This window comes from Mesorhizobium sp. B2-6-4 (genome assembly GCF_006441495.1).
In the GTDB taxonomy this organism is placed as follows: Bacteria; Pseudomonadota; Alphaproteobacteria; order Rhizobiales; family Rhizobiaceae; genus Mesorhizobium.
The window spans coordinates 103241-127830 of sequence record NZ_VFUE01000009.1 but is presented as its reverse complement, the minus strand read 5'-3'; the positions used below and the strand labels follow the sequence as shown (position 1 = coordinate 127830).

The window sequence follows — 24590 nt, the reverse complement described above, 5'->3', positions numbered from 1 at the left end:
TTTGTGACGGTATCGATTTCTCGTAAGGTGGGGTCGAATGAGAGTGTCGCGCGAGGCCTATCAATTGACGGGAGTCTCGTTGCTCGCCTTAGCGGCGGCGTCCACGTTCCAAGTGTCTGGCGCGGCGGCCTGCTCCGCTACTGCAAACGGCGGCGGCACTCCCTTCCAGGCGACATCGGTTACCGTGAACTGCACGACGACCGGGGATTTTCAGGACGTCGATGGCGTATTCACCACCCGATTTAGCGGGTTCGAGAACTCGTCGGAAGTCATCGTCAACGACTACGACGGCAATGGCGACGACGTCGTGAGAATTTTTGGCGGCCTCCTGACTGATAAAGCGGCGACAACACCCGGCGTAGGCGGCCTGCCTGCGGGAGGGTCGACCTCCTTGCAGCCGGCGGACGGTACAATCGAACTCCTCGGCGGCAACGACCGGTTTGAGATGTTCTATGGGGATTTCTTGGGGGCTCCGTATGCCCCAACCGTCGCGGCCAATCTCAATACTGGGGCCGGGGATGACCTGGTCGTCATCCAGAGCGGCAGTATTCAGGACATTGACCTTGGAGATGGTGCCGACAGAGCCGTGATATTCGGTGACGGTACACAGGTTGGCAATGTGACCGGCGGCAGAGGTGACGACCTGTTATCGATCGGCATGCTCACTACCGAGGAGGGAATTTTTTTCAGCGCGCCGACCGCCGGCGTTCTCTCCGGGGGCGATGGCAATGACACCATCATCATTGCGGGAGGCACAGTTGATGCCCTGGATGCCGGGGCTGGCAATGACCGGGTCAGCGTCAGCGGCAGTGCCGCGGTCGACCTCGACCTCGACGGAGCTGCCGGAAACGACACGATAATGGTCGCTGGCAACGCCACCATTGGCGGCAGCATATTCGGCAATGACGGCGACGACACCGTCAACATCAACGGCGGAACCATAGGCGCCACGACAGGCGGCAACATCACCGGCGGCCTAGGCTTCGACAGCGTCTCGGTCGTCGGCGGCGACATAAAGGGCGGCATCGACGCCGAACATGTCCATTTGTCGGGTGGCACGATCGAGGGTGACATTACCGGCCTTGGACCCAACACGCTAACCATCGATCATATCGGCGCCGTCGAGCCGCTCATCCTTAGCGACGGGGTGCTATTCAGCGGTACAGGCGCCAACGGCACAGTCGTCGGCACCGACCTTGCCGCCGGCGGCAAGAGCCAGAACTTTGCCGGCTTCGACAATTTTTCGGCCGACCATTCGACCCTTCGCTTCAGCGGTGGCACGCAGGGCATAAACCAACTCAACCTCGGTAACGGTTCAACGCTGTTCATCAACGGCAACGTCACTATGCCGGGTTCGATCATCGCGACAAATTCCCTGATCAACATGATGGACGGTGTCGCCGGTGACGTGTTGACGCTCGGCGGCCTCGCCCTCAACAGCGCCGCCATCGGCCTCGACATCAACCAACAGACGCTACGGTCGGATCAACTCGTTGCCAATGCGTTTTCGGCCGCCGGCACCAGCACCATTATTGTCAATCTGCTGGGCACCCCCCAATTCGCCCAAGTGACCAATATCCCGATCATCGTCTCGGCCAGCGGACCGGTTGCCGGCACCTTCCGTCTCGGAAGTATTTCCGGCACGCCCGGTTCGCTTTTCAGCTATGAGATCGTAAACGGCCCGAATGGCGGCTTGTTCCTGCGTGCCACGCCGGCCAGTTTCGGCATTGCGGCGGCGCCGACCAGCGCGACCAACGCGGGCGCGGTCGAGGTGGCACTCGACGCTCTCTACGGCATAAACCGCGACGCGATAGATGCTGACCTCCACCTTTCGCCTGCATCCGGATCTGGAATGGTACCGGTTTCTTCGAGTTTCGGGGTCTTTGCTTCCGGCCAGTTCGCTCATACCGAGCATGACGGCTATAACATCAGTGGCGGCGGCTTGAATGGCCCGGGCCCGAGCTTCGATGCCAATGATTTTTCGGCCGCCATCAGCCTGGACTTCAATGCCGCCAAGCATTTCCAGTTCGACAATGAGTATGGCCTGAACATCGGTGTATTCGCCGGCTACGCCTCGACTGACGTCAATCTCGGGGCCTTCCAGGGATTTGATGCCATAGGGGAAGGTAACAACAAGGCCGGACTGTTCGGCGGCTACGCACTGTTGCGCAAGGACTACAATTACGCGCTGGTCTCGGCCTCCGGTTTCTTCGGCCGAAGCGACGTGATGAACGGGGTGCTTGACACCACCGGGAGCTATGACACCGAGGGCTACGCGGTCACGGGATCTGTCGGCCACATCTTCGCGCTGGGCGAACGCACCCGTTTCGATCTGCGTGGCGGCCTGCTTGGTGTTTCATTCCGCGGCGATCCCTACACTGACAGCGGTGGCAATCAGTTCGGCAAGAGCCGGCTTTCATTTGGCGCCATCAAGTTCGAGCCTGGCATTTATGGCGATTACACGCTGAGCAACGGTATGGTGTTCAGCCCCTATGCGCGTGGCGAATTGCAGCAGCGTTTCGGTTACAAGAACACGACCGAGATCGGTACCAGGACGATCGCCTTCGACGATGCGGATTTTTCCGTGGCGCTATCGGCGGGGTTCAACCTGAAAGTCTCGGAGTTGACGACCGTCAACGGCGAAGTCCGTGGTAAGGCGTCGTCGGATAGCTCAACTATTGGCGCCAAGCTCGGACTTAAGATAGCTTTCTAGCGGTTCCTCGATCCGCGGATCATCCGCGCCCGCGCTGAGTTCCTGACGTGTCTGGGATGGGAATAGCAGGACCTTCAAATCCCCCCGCACTCAGGCAAGGTGCGGTATCGCGATGCCGGGATCGCGGGCTGGCCAAGCACACCAACCGGGATGCTCGCCAATTGGCAGCAAGTGCTCTATGCTCTGTGGAGACACCGCATGGTCGTGATGTCGATACGGGGTTCTGTTGTCGTAGGCAGGGGGAGCCATGTTCGAAGTTCTCGGAGTCTGGCGCAAAGCACGGTCAAGAAGCAGAGTCGCCGCGAAGACGCTTGGCTTGATCGTTTCGTTGTTCGTGTTGTTTTTGCCCGGACTGGGAACGGCGAACGCGCAGACGAACTGGGCGCTCGATCCGACCGCTTCGGTCCTCACCTATCAGTCGGTCAAGAAGAACACGATCGTCGAAACCAACAAGATCAGGAATATTTCCGGCAGCCTCACTTCGACCGGCGACGCCAAGGTCTCCTTTGACCTCAACTCAGTCGATACCGGGGTCGACCTGCGCAATGTCCGGATGCGGTTCCTCTTCTTTGAGACCTACAAGTTTCCAACCGCCGAACTGACAGCGAAAGTGGATCCGGCGGCATTTGCCGACCTCGCCACCAAGCGACGTATGAAGGCGGTTCTTCCATTCCGTCTCAACCTGCATGGGGTCGACAAGGATCTTGAGGCCAATGTCGTCGTGACCATGGTCAGCGACACCATGGTGTCGGTCGCCTCGGAGGCCCCTGTCGCGGTGCATGTGGAAGACTTCGGTCTATTGCCCAATGTCGACAAACTCCAACAGGCGGCCAGTGTGACCAACATTGTTCCTACCGCATCGGTGTCGTTCGATTTCGTGTTCACGGCCGACGGAAGCAAGCCGCCCGCCGCCCAGACCGTTGCGGCAAGCACCGAGGTCGGGCCCGTCGCCACCGATGCGACGAAGACCAACTTCAACGATGAGGAATGCCTCAACAGGTTTGCGGTGCTGTCCCGTACCGGGGCGATCTATTTTCGCCCCGCGAGCGCGCGGCTCGATGCCCAAAGCCGCCCGCTCCTCGCTGAGGTCGTCGGTGTCGTCAGCAAATGCCCAGGCCTAAAGGTCGAAGTTTCCGGACACACCGATGCCGATGGACCGGTTGCAGAGAACAAGCGCTTATCGGAGCGCAGGGCCCAGGCAGTGGCCGACGCCATTGTTGGAGCGGGCATTCCGCGCACGCAGATCACGGCGACCGGCTACGGCGAGGAACGCCCAGTCGCCGGCAACGACACGCCGAAGAACAAGGCGCTCAATCGGCGGATCGAGTTTTCCGCCACCAAGCTCGTCAACTGAGGAAGGATCTGTTGTCCCGGTGGGTTTCGATCTGATCGCCCGTCGCAGTAGCCTTCTGCGCGCAATCGGGCTCGCGGCAGTTGCGCTGCTTTTCACTTTGACGGCAGCCGATGCCGAGCGCCGTACAGCGCTGGTGCTTGGCAACTCCCAGTATCAGCACGCCCCGGCACTCGCCAATCCGGTGCGCGACGCCAAAGCCATGGCCGAAAGCCTGAAGGGTCTTGGTTTTGACGTCGTTTCCGGCTTCGACCTGACCAAGTTGCAGACCCAGACGACAATAGCGCAGTTCGCAAAGCAGGTGCGCGGGGCGGACATCGCGCTTTTCTTCTATGCGGGCCATGGCTTGCAGGTTTCAGGCAGCAACTACCTTCTTCCGATCGATGCCGCCCTGGAGGACGAGACTTCGCTCGACTTCGAGGCGGTGCCTGTCGATTTCGTTCTGCGACAGATGTCTCGCGAGACCAGCATAAGGCTTATTTTCCTCGACGCCTGTCGCGACAATCCTCTAGCCGAGGTGCTGGCAAAGACCGCCGGCGTCAGGGGAGCAAAAAGCGGCCTTGCGGAAATCTCGATCGAGAATGGCGGTGCCGGTACGCTTGTCGCGTTCGCCACCAGTCCAAATCAGGTCGCCTACGACGGATCCGGCAAACATTCGCCGTTCACCTCGGCGTTGCTTGCGCACATTGGCGAGACAAATGTGTCCATCACTGAGGCGATGAACCGTGTTACCGCCGATGTGTTCAAGGCAACCGCTAGCAAGCAGCGCCCCTGGAGCAACGTCTCGCTGACCACCGAGGTCGTCCTGCACAAGGTTGATCTCAACGCACCGCTGATCGTCGGTGAGGCGGGCGTTCCCGGACCGCAAGGCGGCTCGGATACGCGCAATGCCACTGCTAATCCGTCGAGCTCCGCCAATGACGCCCAACTCGCACTCAATGTGCTCCGTCAGAAAATCCCAAAACTCGCCTCTGACGACCCGATCTTTTTCGACGTTCCGATCGATTTCGGCGACCCCGAAATCGATGGGAAGAGTATTGCGGAGCTCATAAAAGGCGAGCCACGCTTCAGTCCGGTGGAGGGCCTCGACAATTCGGTATGGCAGGGCAAGCACTGCGACGGCTGCCATGAGTGGAACGAGACCCGACTGTGTGATCAGGCGAAGAATTTCGCCGCCAACGATGTCTCCGTTCTGCGCTTGCAGCATCCGCTTGGGACACGCTTCAAGGTGGCGCTCGCCAAATGGGCTCAAGGGGGTTGCAAGTAGGCGGGACGGAGGGCGTCCTCCAGTTCTGTGGGTGCCGGTCGTGTGGGCGAGTGCCCCTAAGATGCATCCGTTGACTGGTGGAGGGCCTCGATCTCGGCCATCTGGATACCGATTTCGACGAACGCCGACAGCACCGAGAAACGGTCCACGAGCGCCACGCGTGCCAGACCGGCCAGAATTCCGGCATTGATTGCATAGGCAGCAGGAGAATGCTGCAAATCCAGTGCCGGCATCGCGGCCACGGCTGACCGATCTTCACGCGATCCCGCAGCTAGGATAATCCAGCCGACCGGGGTTGTTGGCGATTTTGCCGCGGCGGCTCTGACGTCTGTTCGATGGCGGGGGCTGTCGGGTTCGCTCACCCAGTCGCGGACAAGACCGAGCAACCGGTGATCGGTCTCATCGAAGAGGTCGCTCAGATGGCTTAGGCATTCGTGGGCCCACCAGACTGCGGCCCGCTCGGGAAGCAGGTAGGCGCAAAATGTAATCGCTTCCTCAGGAATGCGCCCGGCGAGGAGGTCGCGGCAAAACGCGATCGAGTGCTGTTCGGTCGGAGGAGTGCGCATGTCCCTGGTGATAGCGGGACAAGCTGCGAAAAGATCCCGTGCCGTTTTGAATCGGAGCCCATGGGCCATGAACGCCGCGCTTTCATCGAGGAACTTTGGCCACTCAAGCCTCAGGCACGGCGCGGGTCAAGTCTCAAGCCGTGCCACGGCCAAAACAATCGCGATGATCGCACCTCCAACGTTTGGCCACAGACAATTGCGCTGGAATTTGATATGTTCGCGGTCGATCAAAATCGGATACTCAAACAGGAGGAGCGCTATGCAGTGGAGTCGTTCAGCCTTTGTGTTGGCGGTCGTGTTTTTCTCGAACCATGCTTCCGCCGATCCGGCTCGGAAATCAGAAGACATCGTGAAGTTTTTTGCCGGCGCAGCCGATCTTGGCAAATCTCGAGGAATTTGTGTCGGTTCCGAAGAGGAGTGCAACAAGAGCAACACCAATGGGCAGCAGGAAGGCAGATCCAACCTCGACATGCTGATCAATTTCGGGCTGGATTCGGCCCAACTCGACGCAACCGCGCGCGCTGAGCTCGAAGAGTTCGCCAAGGCTTTGAAAGACAACCGGCTGAGCACGTTCAACTTCGTCGTCGAAGGCTACACCGATGCGACGGGCACGCTGCGCTACAACGAAGGTCTGTCACAACGAAGAGCGAAATCGGTGGCAGCTTTCCTGACGGCCAGCGGTGTCGAGGCCGCGCGCATCAACGCCGTCGGCATGGGCGAGAAGAACCCTCGCAACGCCAACCCGTACGATCCTGCCAACCGCCGCGTGGAAATGCGGATAAAAACGCAATAACCGTCGAAACTGCGCGGCAAACCGAGGGGGAACCCTTCTGCGCAAGAAACTCATGCCAGACCTGACGCTCAGAGCGTATTTGGGATCGAGCCCATGAGAGCAGTGATGGCCTGTTTGTATTTTTCGAACTCCGGCGACGTCTGACGGATTTCGGTGGTCGTTGTCTGTGACCCGGCGTCGGTTGCCAGATGAGTCAGCTTCTGGCCCATTTTTCTTTCGGCCCAGTCCACCACGTAGCTGGCTGTCTTGCCGGTGAGGAACGGGTTGGCCTGGATGACGGCCGACCCCAGGACAGCGCTCAGCTGCGCCGAACCTGATGCCGACAGAACCTGATGCGCGCCTTCCATTCCAAGGAAATGACAGAGATAGAGCCGGCCGGCCGTGATTTGGTGGCCGCGCTGGCGCAGGTAGGCCTCGCCTTCGCGCGCCAGGTTGCGCACCATCTCTCGCGAGATCGTGGCGTCGTAGCGCAGGGCGAGTAGGTCGTCGGTCGACAGCGTGCGTGCAAGCTCCGGGCGGTAGGTATTCATCATCCTGATCCAGGTCTTGGTTATGAACTGGCCGGCGCCCGTCGCGGAAGAATTAGGATTCTTGGCGCGAGCACTACCGCCACTTTCGACGTGAACGATGCGCTCGGTGAGCGTTTCGACCGCGGAATCGTTCGATGCGACCGCGGTAACCGTGCCCAAGGGGTCGATCGCCTCGCCGTTTTGGTAAAGCTCGAAATGCAGGTGAGGGCCGGTCGATAATCCGGTGGTGCCGATATAGCCGATGACGTCGCCTGCCTTGACCTTGGTGCCGACGCCGGCTTCGATTGCAAATTTCTGCATGTGCGCATAACGCGTCTCGCGGCCGTTTTTGTGCAAGATCTTGACCAGATTGCCGTAGCTTCCCCCATCGCCCTGGAAGGTGATCTCGCCATCGAAGGCGGCTGCGATCGGCGTGCCGACGGGTGCCGCCCAATCGACGCCCTTATGGATGCGCACGGTCCCCAGAATGGGGTGCTTTCGTGGTCCGAAGGTGGAGGTCATGACGCCATTCACCGGCGTGACCATGCCGTTGGTGACTGTCAGCGAGCGTACCTGATCGTCACCTGTAACACACGCAAACTGGCCGTCGCTTTGCTGGAAGACAAAACAGTCGAGGCTTTTCTCGCTCCCCTGCACGCCCACATACAGAACCCGTCCCGCGCCCTCGTCCTTGCCCCTGGGCGTCTGTGAATAGATCATCACCAGACGCTGGTCCTCGCTTGCAAAGGCGTCCAGATCCTGTCCTCTCGAAAGATACATGATCGCCTCGCCGATCACGCCGGTTGGAACATTGTTGCGGGCTGCCGTCGAATAGATGGCGTCGAGCAGACGATACTGTCGTTTATGCGTACCTTCTTCCTGTGCGCCCGAATAGTTGAACAGATCTTCGCGAACCCAGGGATCAACACCCGACACGAAGGCGCCCGCGCCGTTGCGCGTCAGCGTGCCGACGAACAGGTTCTTGGCGTAGATCGAAACCTGCATCAGGGACATTGCGCTCGTGTCGCGCGTCGGCCTGAACCCTCGCATCGCAACGACGTAACCCGCTGCCAGGCCGTCCCGGTGGAAAAGCACGCTCAGGGCCTCGCCTGCCAGCTTGGCATCCTGCGCGGAGAAGTGCGCATCCAACGCTACGCTGTCCAGACTGCGATCATTGAGAACCTTTACGAACGTGTCTTCGGTCGCCGCGAATCGCTGGTACTCATTGGTGACGGCTACGACGCTCGTGTTGTTCTCGATCTCGGTCTTCTGGAATGCCGGCAGGGCTGCATCGCCTGCATCGATCGTCTCACCCCATCCGGCTTCGGGATCGTCGCTGTCGGCTTTCTGACCGGAAGCCGCTTCAAGTTCCCTGGCGGGAGGCGAGGGTTGAAGATCGTTCTCCAGATCGCCCGATGGCGCGGCAGCGGTTTTTCGTTGCGCTTGGAAGAATGCGAAATCCTCCTGCGTCGACGGTATCGTCGTCATGAATTTTTCGCTGGCGCTCAGCATGACGTCTGACAGGACTTCGAGCTGGGGAGAAACGTCGGCCTGATCGAGTTCTGCCGGACGCGGGACCACTCGGCCTTTGGTTGCGGCGCCGGCATCTGGCGCAAGGGTGATCCACATCGGGTCCCCCGCCAGATCGATCAGCGCTGGCACGTAGACGGATGCGTCGGCCGGCACATCGTCCGCCCCCTCGACCGCATGCAACTCCTCGTCTTCGTCGCCGAATGACCAATAGTCCGCGGTCAGGTAAAAACCGGCGGCCACGCAAAGCAGCACAGCCGAGGTCAAACCCACCATCAATCTACGCCATAGCGTGCGCCTGCGAAGGGCGGCGCGCGCCTGCTTCTTCTGTCTGAAGCTCGTGTCGATATGGTGTGTCACGGATTGCTTGCGGTCAGGAAGAAGGTCCACCGCACCTGTTCGAGGGTGTCGACTTCCAGAAACCGGGCGGTGATGTGGCCGCGCTGCCAGCATTCGTCACTGCCGCGGATCGAGAAACGTCGCCGTTCGATGCACATTTCGGTCAATCCGGCGAGGATGGCATGACCAAACACGTCAGTTGCATAGATGTAGACGTAGCGGTTGGTCAGTTCCTCCCGGATAACGTTCACGCATTGGTTTGCGCCGATGGTCCACCATCCATCGGTCTGGTCCGCATTGTCGACCTTCTGGCCGACGGCGAGATTGACGACATCGAGTGTCTGATTGCAGACCGTGAACTCGGCTCGCGCTTGGCTGGACAACAGCAGGGCGAGGGGAGCGCCCAAAATAATCGCGAGTTTCATGCGCGCCCTCGGGGCAGATAGGGCTGGAACCGGACCTGCTGCTTTTCGGGCAGGGCAGACCAAGCGGTCAAACACCAGCGGCGGCGTTCCATGCTAGGCCCACGCTATCCGCCGAGCCGGAAATACTTGGCAGTGGCTGAGAACCGAGATCCGTCGGTCTCGACTTCCTCGATGATTTTGGGCAACAGCGCCGAAGCCGGCGTGGGATCGGAGAAGGCAGCCGACTGAATGTCGCGAGGGCCCGTGATCACCAGTATTATCTGCGGCACGGACTTTCCAGCAGCCTTATCGGCCGCGCCGAGACCAATCGGGATCCTGAAGGTCGCCTTGTCCGACCCGGTGACGATGCGGTCGTCGAGATTGAACACCATTCCTTTGTGGTCGATCAGCAGAACGCTGGAGATGAGTCCTCTGCGCGTTACCAATGTACCGCTAATCGGCGTACCGTTCGGCACGGATGTTCGGTCGAGAACAAGCTGCGGCTGGTCGGCCGCGGTCTGTCCCAGAAAGCGCAGAAAATTGGTTACCTCGCATTGGCTTGGCTCAATGAGGCGGACGCTGATGTCTGGCTCGACATGGAATTTTGCCTGGAAATCGCCGAGCATGCGTTCGAATGGCTGGACGGCCGTGCCAAATCCTTCGATTGCGGCGGCCTTGTCGGTAGCAGATGTGACGGCGGCATAGAAACAGTCGCCGCCGCCGAAGGCGCGAACCCAGGCGACGCGTTGAGCGATATCGTCGACCGCCGGGGGGATCGCTGGTTTGGGCACGTTCAACGCTACAACGCGTTGGTTCGGCTGCTTGCCTGTCGGCAATGCAGAAATCTGGCTGTTGCCGTTGGCATCCACCGCTGGACCTGCATTCGATTTCAGTTCCGGGATTGGGGCGGCCGGCGGGCTGGCCCGTGGTTCGGGCTTTTTGGTCTCGACAACCTCCGTCTCAGCCGGCGGCGGAGTTTGGACCGTTTCGGCTTCTGGCGGGGTTGGAGCGGTCGTAGCGGGCGAAGTCGGCTTTTGCCTATCGCTGGCCGTCGTGTCGGGCTGGATTGCCGGCGATGCCCTTTCGGGCGGCGGCGCGTTCGTCGCGATTGGCTTCGGCGGCGCCTCGGTTCGTAGAGGTATGTCGACGGGCTTGGCCGACGGCAGTCTTTGAGCTGCCACAGCATGTGGCTTATCCTCGGCGGGCGGTGTGCCGGCCTGCGTTTCCGGCTGCGCCGGCGGAACAACCTTTGGCGGCTCGGGCGCGTTCGCTACATCCTGCGTAGCGGCGGGCTGTGACGTTTGGGGCGTGGGCTTTGCTGGCTCTGCCGCGGAAAGCGACGTCTTGCCGACAGTCGGCGTCGCGGGCGTCATGACGCCGCCCAGATAAAGGCCGCCTCCAGAGGCCACGGCTAGCGCCGCCAAGGCACAGAGCGCGATCGTTCGGGTCCTTGTGGATTTGCCAGGCACCTCGGCCATGGCCGTACGTGCAGCGCCGAGGGGGGGCGGGCGCGGCGGTCCAGACAAATGCGCGGGCCGCACATGCTGGACGAAGCGCGGCCTACCTGAACCCGTCGCGTCTGCGTCGTCGTGCCGCTCGACCTCATTCTTGCTGGCTGGAGCAGCGGCTTGCCCTATCGGCGGCAAACCCGGCCTAACGCGGGGTGTGAGGGAAGTCGGCGGGATTGTCTCCTCGTTGTCGTCACGTGTCATCCTGGCGATTTCGGCCATGCTGACGGGCCGGTCTCGCGGATCCGGTTGAAGCATGGCTTCGACAATGCCGCGAAAATCGTCATCGATATCGGAGAGATTAGGCACGGTCCGGCGCTTTTCGATGACTTCGAACTGCGAGCCGCTCATATCGACCGGCTTGCCGCGCAAGGCGGCAACCAATACCAGCCCAAGGCTGTAGATGTCGGACTGCTCTCTGACGTCGCCGCTGTAGAGCCCGAGTTGTTCGGGCGAAACATAGTTGTACTTTCCCGCGAACCTTCCGCCTATCAGGGTCTCTCCGCCCACCGTCGCCGAGCGTGCGATGCCGAAATCGATGATCTTCGCACGGTCAACCCGGTCCCCCGGCAGAATAATGTTATCCGGCGAGAGGTCGCGGTGTATTGCTCCGGCCTGGTGCACGGCGCTTAGACCGGAAGCGAGGCGATGGCACAGCTTTCGTACCTCTCCCGTCGGCATCGCCCCACGTCGCATGATGTCGAACAACGACGCTCCATCGACGAATTCCATGGCGAGGTACGGACGACCGATCCCCGGATCGATCGTGAAGACGTGATAACGCACCACCGCGTCATGCGACAGGTGGTTCAGGATAGTTGCCTCTTTGCGAAACAGGGACAAGATCGTTTGGTCGCGCGCGAATTCCGGCAAAACGATCTTGATCGCAACGTGGTCGCCGGTCTGGATGTTGTGGCCCCGGTAGACTTCGCCCATGCCCCCGAATGCGATCCGCTCGTCAAGTTCGTAGATACCGCTCAGTTGCGTGCCCACGGCAGTGTTGGCCGCGCTTGGCGATATCCGCGTCTTGTCGTCGGCGCTCATCAGCCCCGCCCCCGCGCTTTGTACGCAGCTGGACGGGGCGACTGGCTATCGTATCCGCCCGCGACCCTGACAAGCACGATGGTCACATTGTCTGTTCCGCCACGCGCCAGAACCGTTTCCAGCAGGTTTTCACACGCCGACTGAGGTGTCGCGGACACTGTCGCAGCCTTGATCTCAGCATCAGTGACATGCGCCGTCAGGCCATCGGTGCTCAGCACAAAGATGTCCCCCGGCAGGATTTCACCTTGCTGGAAATCGATGACAATCTCGTCGCTGACGCCGACTGCCTGCGTAATGACATTGCGGCGCGGCCAGGTGAGCGCTTCGGCTTCGGTGAGCATGCCTTTATCGATGAGTTCCTGAACCTCAGTATGGTCCTTCGATATTTGCGAGATCGAGGCCTCGCGGATCAGATACACGCGGCTGTCACCAGCCCAGAGGCAGGCGAACCGCCCGTCTATGGCAAGCAGGGCGGCAAAAGTTGAGCCGATTGTTATCCCGCGAGACTGGGATATGCGGCGGATCTCGGCATTAGCCCTGCTCAGCCTGTCTTCGAAGCGCGCCCGAAGATCCGGTGCGGAGCTGGCAATCCCGATCGTTGCCAGATGATTGACGATACTGGCTGAAGCGACTTCTCCGGCGTCGTGACCACCCATCCCGTCGGCGACCAACCACAGGCCAGCCTGGGGCTCGACCAGGTAGTTGTCTTCATTGAGCTCCCGCACACAGCCTCTGTGGCTCACGCCGAAGCTTTCAATGGGAAGGGCGACATTGTTCAATTTGCCACCAAACGCTTCACCCAGCGTCCTCCGCGACGCGCCTTCGGGCGCGTTCGTGCCACTTTGCCACAGGCTCAAACATTAAAGTATCGAAAACTAAAATATGTGTGTGCCTGGTTTTGCGCTTCTGCGGCTTACTGCCCAGGATCATCTCAATCTCAGAACGCCTTGGGACAGGTGAACTCGGAAAGGGCAGGGAGCAGGAAGGGGTTGGTGCCGGACCCTGTCTGGATCGTGTAGGTGACGTCGCGCCCGCCGATCACGAAGTGGGCCTGCATGCTGCCCTCGTTGCCCGTGATAGCCGCCTTGTTCAGAAGCCGCGTCAAGGCCCACGGCCCTTCGAACGTGATGGCGGACTGGCGCCCTGGCATTTCTGGTGTCAGGCTGAGGCTCGCGGATGGGGTAGCCGTACCGGTCGGCCAAGTCACCGTGCTCGGCCCATTTCCGGTCTGGTTGCTCTGAACGGTCTGGCCATCGACATCAAGTACGGCCATGTCGGCATCGCCATGCAGCGAGAAGGGTATGAAGGTGACGCTGACGGAGGGTACTGAAGCGCCCGATGGAAAAAAGGCAATGCGGATTTCCGCAGCCAACTGGAAGTCCTTCAAGGTCGATTTCGACAAGTTGCGTCCAAAGCGCGTATCCTGTTTCCAACGCCAGTCCTGGCCGGTCATGTCGGTCAGCGAGGCCAGATTTTGTGCAAAGAACCGGTCCATCAGTCCGCCTGGGGCGAACAGCTTCGCGAAATCGGCCATGGCGACGTCCTCGGTGCTGCTCCCGTCGAAGGGGTAACGGCCGTTGATCGCTGCCTCGCAGGGGGCTGTGACCGTCTGGTCGAGTATCTGGTTCAAGTTTGTCACCGAGGTTTCGGCGACGTTACCTTCGAACTCATCTGCCGTCGTGTTGACCATCCGGCCGAGTTGCTTGGGCAGACGCGAGACATTGGCGCGAAGGGTGGCAATCTGTAGCTGCAGATTACCGTTGAGCCGCTCCACCTGCGAAGGAACTTCGGTGGCCAGTCGCAGGCTTTGATAGATGTCGCTGAAGTTCTGGGTTAGTGCGTCGATCGGGCGATGTCCGGCGGGCCCGTTCACCAGGACCTGGAATGATTTGAATCGCGCTTCAATGTTCGCGCCCGGATTCAAGTTCTGTACGTCAGCGGGCTGTGCGCCGGCGCGGATTTGCGATTTGCCGTTGGCTATGTGTATGCCGATACGGGCTAAGCCCTTGGCTAATTCTGCGGCGCTGCGTTGCTGGTTTTGAGCCGCGGATTCTGTCTCGGCGCCAGGACCGTCACCTAGGTCCCGTGTCAGCGCCGTCTCGTTGGCGATCGCCGAAAACAGCCGCTTTATCGGCGAACTGGGGGAGGCAGCGGCTGAAAGCGCGGTATAGTGCGGCTTGTCTGTCAGCATCGCCTTGAATTTCAACTGGTCGAGAACGCTGTTCCACGCCGCGGCGAACGCCTTGCCGTAGCGATCGAGAAGTTCGGGGCCGAGCCTGAGCAATTGCTGATCGATGTCGCCTTGCTCTCCGCCACCACCGAGAACCCACTGCTCGTCGACGAGCATCTGCGCAATGCGCGAGAGTTGGGCAAGGTAGAACCTGTTGAAGCCGGCATTAGTGTAGAGACCGGGAACACGAAGGTCCGCCAGATCGCTGCCATCGATACGTTCGAACAGCAGTTGCGCTTCGGGACCACCTTGCTGGGAAATGGAAAAGTCCTCCAGCGCCGCCGCGTAGATCGCCGACTTGATCAAAGCGGTCGCTCGATCGGCAAGGCTCATGCGTTCGAGAGAGCGTTGTGCGGCTTCAACAAGGGGCTGGTTCAGTTCGAAAACGGGGTCATAGGCGTCGTCCAAGGCGAGCATGGCGCGCAGGTGCTTTTCGAGGTGCGCTCGTCCCTCGCGGTTGTTTTCGCCCGGGTATCGGTTCTGTTCCCAATCCTGCTTCATCCAGGAAACGATCAGCGCGTCATCGACCTTCGGCGCCTTGCCACCAAGCATGAGGTAGATTTTCAACGGCTCGTAGAGTGCGGCGGGATCGCCCATCTTGGCTTGGATCGTTCGCTCGGCCTGGATCAGCAGGCGCGAGCGCAACATGCGTTCCAGGCCTTTCCGATAAGCGGTCCGGGACGCGGAAAGAAGCCTTTCCCGCTGACTGAGGCCGAACGTCTCCCCGATCGGTGTCGCTAGCTCAGCGGCTTCGAACCCGGCCGGCAGGTCGCGCAACTGGTCGAGCGGGCCGATGACGTTTTCAAGGTCCACATCGGTAACCGTGGCCGCCTTGAGCAGCGTTTCCGCCGTCGCGCGATACTGGCCCATGGCAACCGTTGCGGACGCGATCAGCGAGCGATTGGCCGCGAAGCTCAGAGCGAGCGTACCGAGTGCGGCAGCAGCGATCAGCGCTATCGTACCGAGGCCGCCAAATCTGGCCACCGCCGCCCGCCTCGCAGCTGATTTGTCATACGAAACCCATCCCGATTCGGCAAAAATGACGTCCGTCAGCAGATCATGCAAAAAGAAGCTTTTGCCGGTTCCGGAAAGATGCGGGCGGGAATTGCCCCCGAAATTGCGGCCGATTGCGCCCAGCACCTGATCGATGGGCGTTCCCTCTTGCGTGCCTGACGAAAAATAGAGTCCACGCAGGCTGGCGTTCACCTGGCTGCGGGACGGGTCGAATAGACCGGCGACAAAACTGGTTATGCGCCCCCTCAGCGCGCCGAACTGAGCCGGAAAGCCGAAGATGGAGATGCGCGTGACCGGATCAGCCTCTTCCTGGAGGCGGTCGGCCATCTCGTCCGCGAGTCGTTCCGCCAGCCCATCGAGTTCGGCAGGAGCCGCGGCGGCCATGTTCCTATCGCGCTCCGCCGTCTGGAATGTCGTGCCCCATACCTTGCGTCTGCGCGCCTCGTCGAAACCGCCGAAATAATCCGTGAACCCTGAAACCAGATCGGCCTTGGTGAAAAGCAGATAGACGGGAAACTGGATCTTCAGCGTCTCGTGAATTTCTCTCAGGCGGCTGCGTATCTCGACGATGTGGGCATCAAGCTGCTGATCATCGAAGCTCATCACATCGGCAAGGCTGATGGCCAGGATGACGCCGTTTATCGGTTGTCTGGTGCGGTACCTCTTGAGCAGTGACAGGAATGCGAGCCAGCTCTTCTTGTCAATCTCGGGATTGGAGTCCTGCGTCGTATAACGACCTGCGGTGTCGATCAGCACGGCCTGATCGGTAAACCACCAGTCGCAGGCACGTGTTCCGCCAACACCGGCCACCGGTTGGGCGTCCCCCGAACCGGCAAGCGGAAAATTCAGGCCTGAATTGACCAGAGCCGTTGTCTTGCCGGCACCCGGCGGGCCGATGACAACGTACCAGGGGATCTCATAGAGAAAGTTGCGCTTGCCGCTCGACCGTTTGAGCGCCGCCACGGCCTCATTCATCCGCGCTTCGAGCACCCGAGAATCGTCATCGCGGTCGTCATTGTGCGCAACGACGGCTTCGAGCGCTTTTTGCGCCTTCCTCGCTTTCCAGAAACGCAGCGCGTAAAAAAGCGCCAGCAGCGCGAGGATCACACCAATGATCGTCGCGCGCAGCCACCCAGGTCCGAGCGGCCGGATGTCGGCGAAGCGGATCAATGGCCCGGCAAACCACACTGCCGCGACGAAGCCGGCCAGCGCGATCACGCTGAATATCCGCAACAGCCAACGCGTCATGGGTGGTTCCAGCGGGCCGTGCTCACAGTGTTTCCTCCCGGGGGATCATCACATCGACACGGCGGTTCTTGGCGCGGCCATCCAGTGTCGCATTGTCGGCGATTGGCTCGTCCTCGCCTTTACCCTCGACCGTCAGTCGCGAGGGATCGCTGAATTTCACTGCCATCAACACTTCGACTGCCTTCGCCCGGGCGACGGAAAGGTCGAAGTTGGATTTGAACGCGCTCGACTTTCGTGGTTTCACATTGTCCGTGTGGCCGACGATCCGGATTGGTCCAGGCTCGTGTTCCAGAGCCGCGGCGATGTCGGTGGCAATGGGCTGGAATTCCGGCCTCGCCTCGGCCCTGCCGGACTGGAACAGCAGGAGATTGTTGATCTCCACGACGATGAAGTCGCCCTTGGTGCCGATGGTCAGCCCGCCGCCTTCGAGATCCTTGGCCAATGCCGCACGAATACGATCAATCTGCGCGGTGGCCGCTGGTGGGGTGACTTTCGCCGGCTCAGCCAACGGCGCCACGCTGGCGCGTTCTATGACGACTGGTGTTGATGGGTCGAGCGCCAGCAATTCACCCGCGACCGCCTCGCCTTCATTGGTTATGAAGACCCGCAATGCGAAGAACGCCGCTGTCAGCAACGCGGTCGCCGCTGCCGCGACGACCCAAAGCGGCAGGCGGGCGGAGGACTGCGCCATCGTCGCCGCTACGCCCTGCCAATGCGGCGAGATGTCTCCACTGGAACGCGGCCTGAAATAGCGAAGCGTCTCGTAGACGTCGCGACGAACGCGTTCGAGATTGTTGTCTTGTCGCGTCACGCCTCGATACTGGCCTTCGAAACCCAGCGACAGGCAGGCATGCATCAGTTCGAGCAGATCGTAGTGTTTTTCGGGACTGGCCAGGATCTTGTTCAGCGCTTCGTAGAAGCCGGTGCCGGTGGGCTCGAGGTGAAAGAATTGCCGCAGCATCCCGTGTGGCGCCCAGGCGTCATTCCTGGGCCAGGGCAGGTTACCGATGAGATCGTCGGCGGTTTCGCAGAGGGCGAATTTCGCGATCCGGGCATCCTCTTCGGCAACCCCTGACTTCTCAACTATCCGGTCGAATTTCTCAATCGCCTCGGTGACATGTTGCGCCAATGGCGCCGCCTGTCTTTCAACGGGCAAGAGCCTGAACTGTCCGAGCAGCATCAGCAAAGGTGCCGCCGCGGCGAGAATGGGGTTTGCCGCGGCGTATTTGATGCCGCTCCCGGCGTTGAATAGGCTTTCCTGCTCGATCCCTGTCGCCGGCGCAGTTCCAGCAGAGCCTGCCGGCGCCCCAACATCGCCGGGGCCACCTTGATAAATCACGGTTCCGGATGCCCAGCCTGGCGACCGCCCGCCGCCTGGATCGAACACCGTCGAATCCTTGATTGGAGAGGACTGGCCTCGGTCCGCGACGGGCAGCTCGGGAATTAGCGTCGATTTTTGCTTGCTCCGCGGATTTGCGCGAATGACCGTCTTGCCCGCCGGGCCGAAGGGGTCGTCCTCCGAACTCATCGCAGATCGTCCGTGCAGGCGGGGCGCCGGCGATGGGGTGAGATGGGCGCAGAACGGTTTCCAGTCGGGTAAAGGAAAAACAGCCGCTGCCGGCCGTGGCAGTGGCTAGAAGATGCTATCCCGCCGTGGCATGACATTTGCCGCAGACCCCCAGCTTAATGAGTCTTACCCGCTTGGCGAACTGTCTTATGCGATCGTAATCTCAGAAATCGTCGATTGGAACCGGCCGCCGGCGTCAGCGAGACTTTTCTTCGCCGACTGCCGTGCCATGCATTTTTGGCCATGTGCCATACGTTTCCCGGGGCCGTGCCTTCCTGGGGTCTCCTATTTCTGCTTGCCGGCCTTGGCGTAGGCCTCGCTGAAATAGGCCAGGAATATATCAAGCATGCCGTTTTCATGTGCCTCCTCCATGGTCCGCCATGTCGCGACATAGACGTCCCAGGCTTGGCTCTTCTTCCTCGTAAACGAGGTAGGCGGGAGTTTCCTGCCGATCGCCTCGGGCGACAGGTCGTCAAGCAGCCGGGAGAGCGCGGTTTGCATCGCGGCATAAGTGGCAAACTCGTGAGTCTTGAGATCGCGGAACGCATCTTCGATGCTGCGCCTGGCATCAAGATAGCCGGTCCTGCGCCGGGCGAACATGATTTCCAGGATGTCGTCGGTTCCTGGAACGAACTTCATCGGATTGTTGTCGGCGGCGCTGATCATCGTTCGCTGTGTGCTTTTGGCCAACATTTTCGCGGCCGCGCGTGCTTTCAGCAGCAGGGTCAGCTCCTCGACCACGTCCCGCAAGACCGCGCCGATTTCGGCGGCAACTTCATGGGGGTCGCGCGATTGAAGCAATTCCGGCGAAATGCCGGCTGCGATCGCGATCTCCCGCAGCACCTCGTCCCTGGTTGAGGGCAGGGCGGGCGACGGGAATGTCGGCGCGGAAATGCGCTGTGCCGACCGTTGCTGCGCGGGCTCGAAGAAAGGCCCATCTCCGAACTCCAGCGGCCGGCCTGTCGCGACCGGCGTTTCCCGCTGTGTCGAATCGCGGCTGGGGTGGTCTGCCGTGGCGCGCTCTTCTTCGACCGATACCAAGACGACATAGCGGCCGATCAGCATCCGGTCGCCATCGACCAGCCGATGCGGGCCACTCATGCGCTGGCTCGATCCATTGATGAAGGTCCCGTTGCGCGAGATGTCGTACAGCCAGAACGCGCCCGCCTCGTATCGAACCTCGCAGTGCCGACCCGAGATGAACTTGTCGGGGTCGGGCAAGGTCCAGTCACAAGCATCGCGCCCGATTTCGAAGCCGCTATCACGCGCCACGTAGCTGGTCGAGGTGCCAGCGAGCAGGGCGTCGACATTGTTGATCCGCAGACTGATGTACATCCAAGATCGCCGTCGATCGTTGATCGATACTCCAACATTCTAGCAGCTTGCAGGCAAAACAGGACAGCGGCGTTTCAAGCCGACGAGTCGACGGATAAGATTCTGTCGCCCGCCTGTCCTCTTTGGTCAGCGGGAAAACATGTGGTAGGCTAAACATGGCCTGGCGTGGCGGATTTGGAAAGTTCCTGAACGTAACACCGCTAATGACACCGTTGATATAGCGGGAACTTCAAATCCATCACATTGGCGGCCGCGTCCAGGAGGGGGCTCGACCCATGCCGAATGAACGTGCCACCGTTGTCCGCACACCGGTTGGCTCCGATTTGCTGACCTTCACGCATCTTGTCGGACGCGATGAGATCAGCCGTTGCTTTGCCTACACGGTCGGGTTCGTGAGCACAGACTCCGATATCGACCCGTTGAAGATGCTGGGCGGGCCTGTCTCGATCGAAGGTGAATCCGATCCAAAGCGCTGGCTCAGTGGAATCGTATCGGAGTTTCGGCTCACCCGCATGGAGGACCGGCTAGCCTACTACGAGGCCGTCATGAGGCCGTGGCTCTGGTTTCTCGGCAACACCACAGATTGCTATATTTTCCAGAACAAGAGCGTCGTCGACATCGTCAAGGATGTCTTCAAGAAATACGGTATTTCCGAATTCGATCTACGCCTGCAAGGGTCCTATCCGGCGCGTGAATACTGCGTGCAATACGACGAGACCGATCTGGACTTTGTGCAGCGGCTGCTGGAGCACGAAGGTATCTTCTATTTCTTCGAGCACGATGACGGCAAGCATACGCTTGTCCTGGCCGATGCGATGAGCAAGCTGAAGCCTGCGCCGGGCTACGAGAAAGTGCTCTATAACTTTGAAGGTCAGGGCTCCCGGCGCGACGTCGAATACATCACCGAATGGATACCGGGCAGCTCGGTGCGCCCAGGCGCCTATGCCCACACCGATTATGATTTCAAGAAGCCGGGCGCCGACCTCATGGCCAAGTCGGCCCAGCCGTTCAGTCACAAACTGTCCGCGGGTGAGAACTACCGCCAGCCGGGCGCGCATCTCGAAGTAAGCCGGGGCGACAGCCTGGCTTCGATCCGGCGCGAGGAGATCCAGGCCTTGCACCAGCGCATCGCCGCGGCCGGCACCGTGCGCGGCTTGTATTCCGGCTGCACGTTCAAGCTGGACGGTTTTCCGCGCGAAGACCAGAACCAGGAATATCTGGTGGTCAGCGCCGAATACAGGCTGTTTGACCCCGGCTATAGAGCCCAGGCCGACGTCGAAAGCGAGAGTTTCAAAGTGGTCCTCGGTGTGGCGCCGACAGCCTTGCCCTATCGCCCGCCGCGGACCACGCCACGACCGATCATGCGCGGCCCGCAGACGGCGACGGTGGTCGGTCCATTCGGCGAGGAGATATTCACCGACAAATATGCGCGGGTGAAGGTCCAGTTTCATTGGGACCGCGTCGGCAAGAAGGACCAGAACAGTTCCTGTTTCGTACGGGTGTCGCAGAGCTGGGCCGGCAGTGGCTGGGGGTTCATCCAGATACCGCGCATCGGCCAGGAGGTCATCGTCGACTTCATCGAAGGCGACCCGGACCTGCCGATCATCACCGGCCGGGTCTACAATGCCTCGCAGATGCCGCCCTACGGCCTGCCTGGCAACGCCACACAATCGGGCTGGAAGTCGGATTCTTCCAAAGGCGGTGGCGGCTACAACGAACTGATGTTCGAGGATAAGGCCGGCTCCGAACTGGTCAATTTCCAGGCGCAGAAGGATCACAACCTTCTGATCAAGCATGACCGCACAAAGCTGGTCCAGCACGATCAGTCCGACCGCATTGACCACGACGCCAAACACTCCGTCGGCCACAACCTCGACGAGGACGTCGGCAACAACAAGACGGTCAAGATCGGCGTCGACCAGACCACCAACATCGGCTCGAACGACACCGAGACAGTGGGCGCCAACCGCTCGCTGACAGTCATGGCCAACGAGACCATTCATGTCGTGTCGAACTCGACGGAAAACATCGACGCCAATCATTCTCAGACAGTGGGGATTGTACAGACGATTACGGTGAAGGCGGCGCGTTTCGACACCGTCGGCGCCGCGGAAACCCGCTCTGTCGCCGGGTTTCAGAAAAATACGATCGGCGCGACCCGCTCCGTCAGCGTGGCGCTGGGGCAGAGCCATGACGTCGGTGCTTCCGACAGTTGGACCGTCAAATCCGACCAGACGGTGAAAATTAATGGAAATCAGACATTCAAGGTAGACGGCGATCATGCTTCGACAATCGGCAAGGGCCGTGCCGCCAAGATCACAGCGGACGACGGCACTCAAATCGACGGAGCGCATTCGCTCAAGGTCGGCAAGGGCAGCGCCATCGACGTCGCTGAAGACATGTCGATCGCTTCTGGCAAGAATATAACGATCAATGCGAAGGATTCGATCACATTAGAATGCGGAAGTGCATCGATTACTATGAAGAAGGATGGAACGATTCTGATCGATGGGAAGAATATCTCCATAAAGGGCGGCGGTAAGATTGACATCAGTGCTTCCAGCAATGTGAATATTAAAGGCAGCAACGTTCACAATAATTGAGGACAGGCAATATGGATGTGCTCAATCGGATTGACGGAGTGGTAATCGGGCTTGTGATCGGCATTGACGGCGGAATGCCGCTTGTGGTCTTTGTCGGCAATCCCCGCGAGACTGCGATCCCGGCGCGCAGCTTGGCCGAGCTCGATTCGACCGCCATTGGTTCGGAAGTGGCGTTACTTTTTGAAGGCGGCGATCCAACGAGGCCGCTTGTGGTGGGACGAATCGTTGAGCCCCTGCGAAAGAACAAGGACCTGCAGATCCTCCGCGACGGTGAACGGGTGTCGATAACCGCAGACCAGCGCATTGAGCTGCGCTGCGGACAGGCGTCGATCATCCTGGAGAAGGATGGGCGTATCACAATTCGCGGCAGCCAGCTGACGAGCCAGGCCAGCGGCACCAACTGCATCCGTGGCGGAGCCATCCATCTCAACTGAGGCATTCACGATGCTGCGTATCGCGTCTATCGCTGCCATCGTCGACCAGCACGCCAGCAACGCAGCCTTCCTCTGGTTCCGTCGCCGCCATGAAATCGATCGGCCGATCCTGGGCGAAACCGATATCGGCCGCATCGACCAACGCCTGAATGCAAATCTCGACGGGCTGATGGCGTCCGGAAAAGCCGGTTGGGAGGCGGCGCAGGCGCATTTCGCCGATTATGCCGAACTCGGCGAGCTTTTCGTGCTTGGCGCGCTGGCGTTGCGCTGGGGCGATTCCGAAGCCGTTGCTTCGGCGATTGACGCCGCGGCGACGCTGGGCGAGGTTGGCGTGTCGGGCCTGTCCGGCGCGATCGCGCGCACGCCGCGCGAAAACCTGCGTCCGTTCATGGCGGACTGGCTGGACGCGCGCGACGCGCGGCTGCGCGCCCTCGGCCTCGCGGCACTCTGGCATCATCGCGTGGATCCCGGTGCCCGCCTCGGCGTTTTGCTGAGCGATCCGTGCCCGGATGTTCGTGGACGTGCGTTTCGGCTTGCCGGCGGGCTCAAACGGCGCGACCTCCTTCCGGCGGTGCTGGCCGGACTTGAGGGCGACACGCCGAAGGAACGTCTGACTGCCGCTCTTGCGGCTTGCCTTCTTGGCGAAGCGCGCTCGGCTCACTCGGCGCTCGACCGGATAGTGCTGGCAGAACCCGGCCTCGCGCCCGCGGCGATCGAGATGCGCCTTCTGACGACGCCCCTGAAGACCGGCAGGGGCTGGTTGCAGGACCATTTGAAGCAGTCTGCCTTGCGCGCCACCGCAACAGCGGCGATCGGACTCTTTGGCGACCGGTCGGTCATGCCCTGGCTGATCGCCAAGATGCGTGAGCCGGAGCTTGTCTTCGCCGCCGGGCTGGCGCTGCGAGATCTTTTCGACGTGGATTTCAATGATACCAACCTGTTCACGATAGATCCGGCCTTGCTCGGCAGGGAATTTGAATTCCTGACCGCCAGCCCGCTTCCGGTTGCCGATCGCATCACGGCGTGGTGGGATGAGGTGCGCGGCGGAGGCAATCACGAGCCCTTCCATTCGATGCGCAGGCTTCGGCTGGACGCAATACGCGCCGCACTCGTTGAGCCGGATGCGCCGCTGACCGATTGGCGCAGGACGCGCCGGTTCTCGGCTTGGATGTGAGTTCGGCCGCAGGGTTAGCGGCGGGTCATGCCGGCCATCACCGCTGCCGCGCGCAGGCCGCCTTCGGAAGACACCTCGCAGATGGCGGTCGGCCCGGGCGCATAGTCGTTCACAAAGCTATCAGCGGCCAGCATCAGGGCCATCGCCCCTCCGGCAGCGCCTACGTCGCCGATCGTCATCGCTGGATAGGCGGTGGGCAGGATTTCACGGCTCGTGCGGTAAAAGCGCTGTCGCACAATGAGTTGCTCCCAGCCGTTGTAGCGCTCGCCATTGCCGTTGCTTACGACGAAATTGATGTCTGGTTCGGACGGACCCGGTCCGCTCATCGCATCGCGCAGGGCACCGAGCATTGCCCGGCCCTGACTGAACCGCTTCGATAACACGCCATCGGTCTCCTGCGCCGTGCCGACGCCGTGGATCGCCACATGAACACGATCCACCGCCTTAGGCTCGCGGGTGAGACGTACGAAGACGGCGCCTTCGCCTGGCACTAGACCCTGCGCGTTGTCATCCCCAGAAAGGCGTCCGGCCCGGGCCAGCCGGGCTAGATCGGTGTCGTTGACAAGGCTGTCGACGCCGCCGAGCAGTACCTGCTCGGCGCCCTCAGTTTCTAGGATATTGATGGCGCGTTCAAGGAGGCCGAGACTGGCCGCCGCGCCGCCGTCCACAGCCCGTGACGCGCGGTGGAAGTGCTGCCCCGTCGCCGCAATGATCGCGCCAGGGAAGGCTGACGGGCGGATGTCTCCGTAGGCGGTATGCTGGCGAAAGCTCTCAGGTGGAGTCATAAGAATCGCCGTCGCCTCCGTGCGCGATTCGCCGGTGCGCATCGCTTCGTTGATCGCGCGGGCGGCTATGTTGGCAAGCCACTCGCCTTCGTTTCGGCGTACCCGGGAGCGCGCCGGCACGCGGGCAACGGTAATTGTTTCGCCCTCCTCGGTCATCCACGCATCGACTGCTGATA

16 protein-coding genes and 1 pseudogene are annotated in these 24590 nt (G+C 60.9%); 7 read left to right on the top strand and 10 right to left on the bottom strand.

The window, feature by feature from the left end; genetic code table 11:
• Positions 1–37 precede the first annotated feature (37 nt).
• The 3 genes from FJ426_RS14375 to FJ426_RS14365 all read left to right on the top strand — a co-directional run bounded on the left by FJ426_RS14375 (position 38) and on the right by FJ426_RS14365 (position 5331).
• Positions 38–2713, top strand: a complete 2676-nt coding sequence (locus FJ426_RS14375) for an autotransporter (RefSeq protein ID WP_140560435.1) — start codon at positions 38–40, stop codon at positions 2711–2713.
• 247 nt (positions 2714–2960) lie between these two features.
• Entirely contained in the window at positions 2961–4067 is a 1107-nt protein-coding gene (locus tag FJ426_RS14370; RefSeq protein WP_140560436.1) for an OmpA family protein, read from the top strand.
• 19 nt (positions 4068–4086) lie between these two features.
• Positions 4087–5331 (top strand): caspase domain-containing protein, encoded by a 1245-nt coding sequence (locus tag FJ426_RS14365; RefSeq protein ID WP_140560437.1) that lies wholly within the window; start codon positions 4087–4089, stop codon positions 5329–5331.
• A 56-nt stretch (positions 5332–5387) separates the two neighbouring features.
• Here the strand turns inward: FJ426_RS14365 and FJ426_RS14360 are convergent, their stop codons facing one another.
• A complete protein-coding gene (locus FJ426_RS14360) occupies positions 5388–5897 on the bottom strand; it encodes a hypothetical protein (RefSeq protein ID WP_224519101.1) in 510 nt (169 codons plus the stop codon).
• Positions 5898–6156: 259 nt separating this feature from the next.
• Here FJ426_RS14360 and FJ426_RS14355 point away from each other — a divergent pair, with 259 nt between their 5' ends.
• Entirely contained in the window at positions 6157–6690 is a 534-nt protein-coding gene (locus tag FJ426_RS14355) for an OmpA family protein (RefSeq protein WP_140498307.1), read from the top strand.
• A 68-nt stretch (positions 6691–6758) separates the two neighbouring features.
• Here the strand turns inward: FJ426_RS14355 and FJ426_RS14350 are convergent, their stop codons facing one another.
• From FJ426_RS14350 to FJ426_RS32170, 8 genes and pseudogenes are all read right to left on the bottom strand, one after another.
• On the bottom strand, positions 6759–9089 hold the full coding sequence (locus FJ426_RS14350) for a M23 family metallopeptidase (RefSeq protein WP_140557343.1): 2331 nt from the start codon (positions 9087–9089) through the stop codon (positions 6759–6761).
• A complete protein-coding gene (locus tag FJ426_RS14345; RefSeq protein ID WP_224646917.1) occupies positions 9086–9568 on the bottom strand; it encodes a DUF1036 domain-containing protein in 483 nt (160 codons plus the stop codon). The genes FJ426_RS14350 and FJ426_RS14345 overlap by 4 nt, the downstream gene beginning before the upstream one ends.
• A gap of 29 nt (positions 9569–9597) precedes the next feature.
• Positions 9598–12024 (bottom strand): serine/threonine-protein kinase, encoded by a 2427-nt coding sequence (locus FJ426_RS14340; protein WP_140560438.1) that lies wholly within the window; start codon positions 12022–12024, stop codon positions 9598–9600.
• Positions 12024–12803, bottom strand: a complete 780-nt coding sequence (locus FJ426_RS14335) for a protein phosphatase 2C domain-containing protein (RefSeq protein ID WP_140498305.1) — start codon at positions 12801–12803, stop codon at positions 12024–12026. Before FJ426_RS14335 ends, FJ426_RS14340 begins: the two co-directional genes overlap by 1 nt.
• Before the next feature lie 158 nt (positions 12804–12961).
• Positions 12962–16516, bottom strand: a complete 3555-nt coding sequence (gene tssM, locus FJ426_RS14330; RefSeq protein ID WP_140560439.1) for a type VI secretion system membrane subunit TssM — start codon at positions 16514–16516, stop codon at positions 12962–12964.
• Between the two features lie 22 nt (positions 16517–16538).
• Entirely contained in the window at positions 16539–17903 is a 1365-nt protein-coding gene (tssL, locus tag FJ426_RS14325; protein ID WP_348640085.1) for a type VI secretion system protein TssL, long form, read from the bottom strand.
• A gap of 465 nt (positions 17904–18368) precedes the next feature.
• Entirely contained in the window at positions 18369–19148 is a 780-nt protein-coding gene (gene tagH, locus FJ426_RS14320; protein WP_318013162.1) for a type VI secretion system-associated FHA domain protein TagH, read from the bottom strand.
• Positions 19149–19418, bottom strand: a pseudogene (locus tag FJ426_RS32170) (FHA domain-containing protein); the annotation flags it as partial.
• A 275-nt stretch (positions 19419–19693) separates the two neighbouring features.
• Here FJ426_RS32170 and tssI point away from each other — a divergent pair.
• The 3 genes from tssI to FJ426_RS14305 are packed head-to-tail and all read left to right on the top strand — an operon-like array spanning position 19694 to position 23629.
• Entirely contained in the window at positions 19694–22021 is a 2328-nt protein-coding gene (gene tssI, locus FJ426_RS14315; RefSeq protein WP_140560442.1) for a type VI secretion system tip protein TssI/VgrG, read from the top strand.
• Positions 22022–22032: 11 nt separating this feature from the next.
• A complete protein-coding gene (locus tag FJ426_RS14310) occupies positions 22033–22455 on the top strand; it encodes a DUF6484 domain-containing protein (RefSeq protein WP_140560443.1) in 423 nt (140 codons plus the stop codon).
• A 10-nt stretch (positions 22456–22465) separates the two neighbouring features.
• A complete protein-coding gene (locus FJ426_RS14305; protein WP_140560444.1) occupies positions 22466–23629 on the top strand; it encodes a hypothetical protein in 1164 nt (387 codons plus the stop codon).
• A 14-nt stretch (positions 23630–23643) separates the two neighbouring features.
• Here the strand turns inward: FJ426_RS14305 and FJ426_RS14300 are convergent, their stop codons facing one another.
• Positions 23644–24570 carry a beta-ketoacyl synthase N-terminal-like domain-containing protein gene (locus FJ426_RS14300; RefSeq protein WP_181171976.1) on the bottom strand — a complete coding sequence of 309 codons (927 nt, stop codon included), beginning with the start codon at positions 24568–24570 and terminating at the stop codon, positions 23644–23646.
• Positions 24571–24590: the final 20 nt, after the last annotated feature.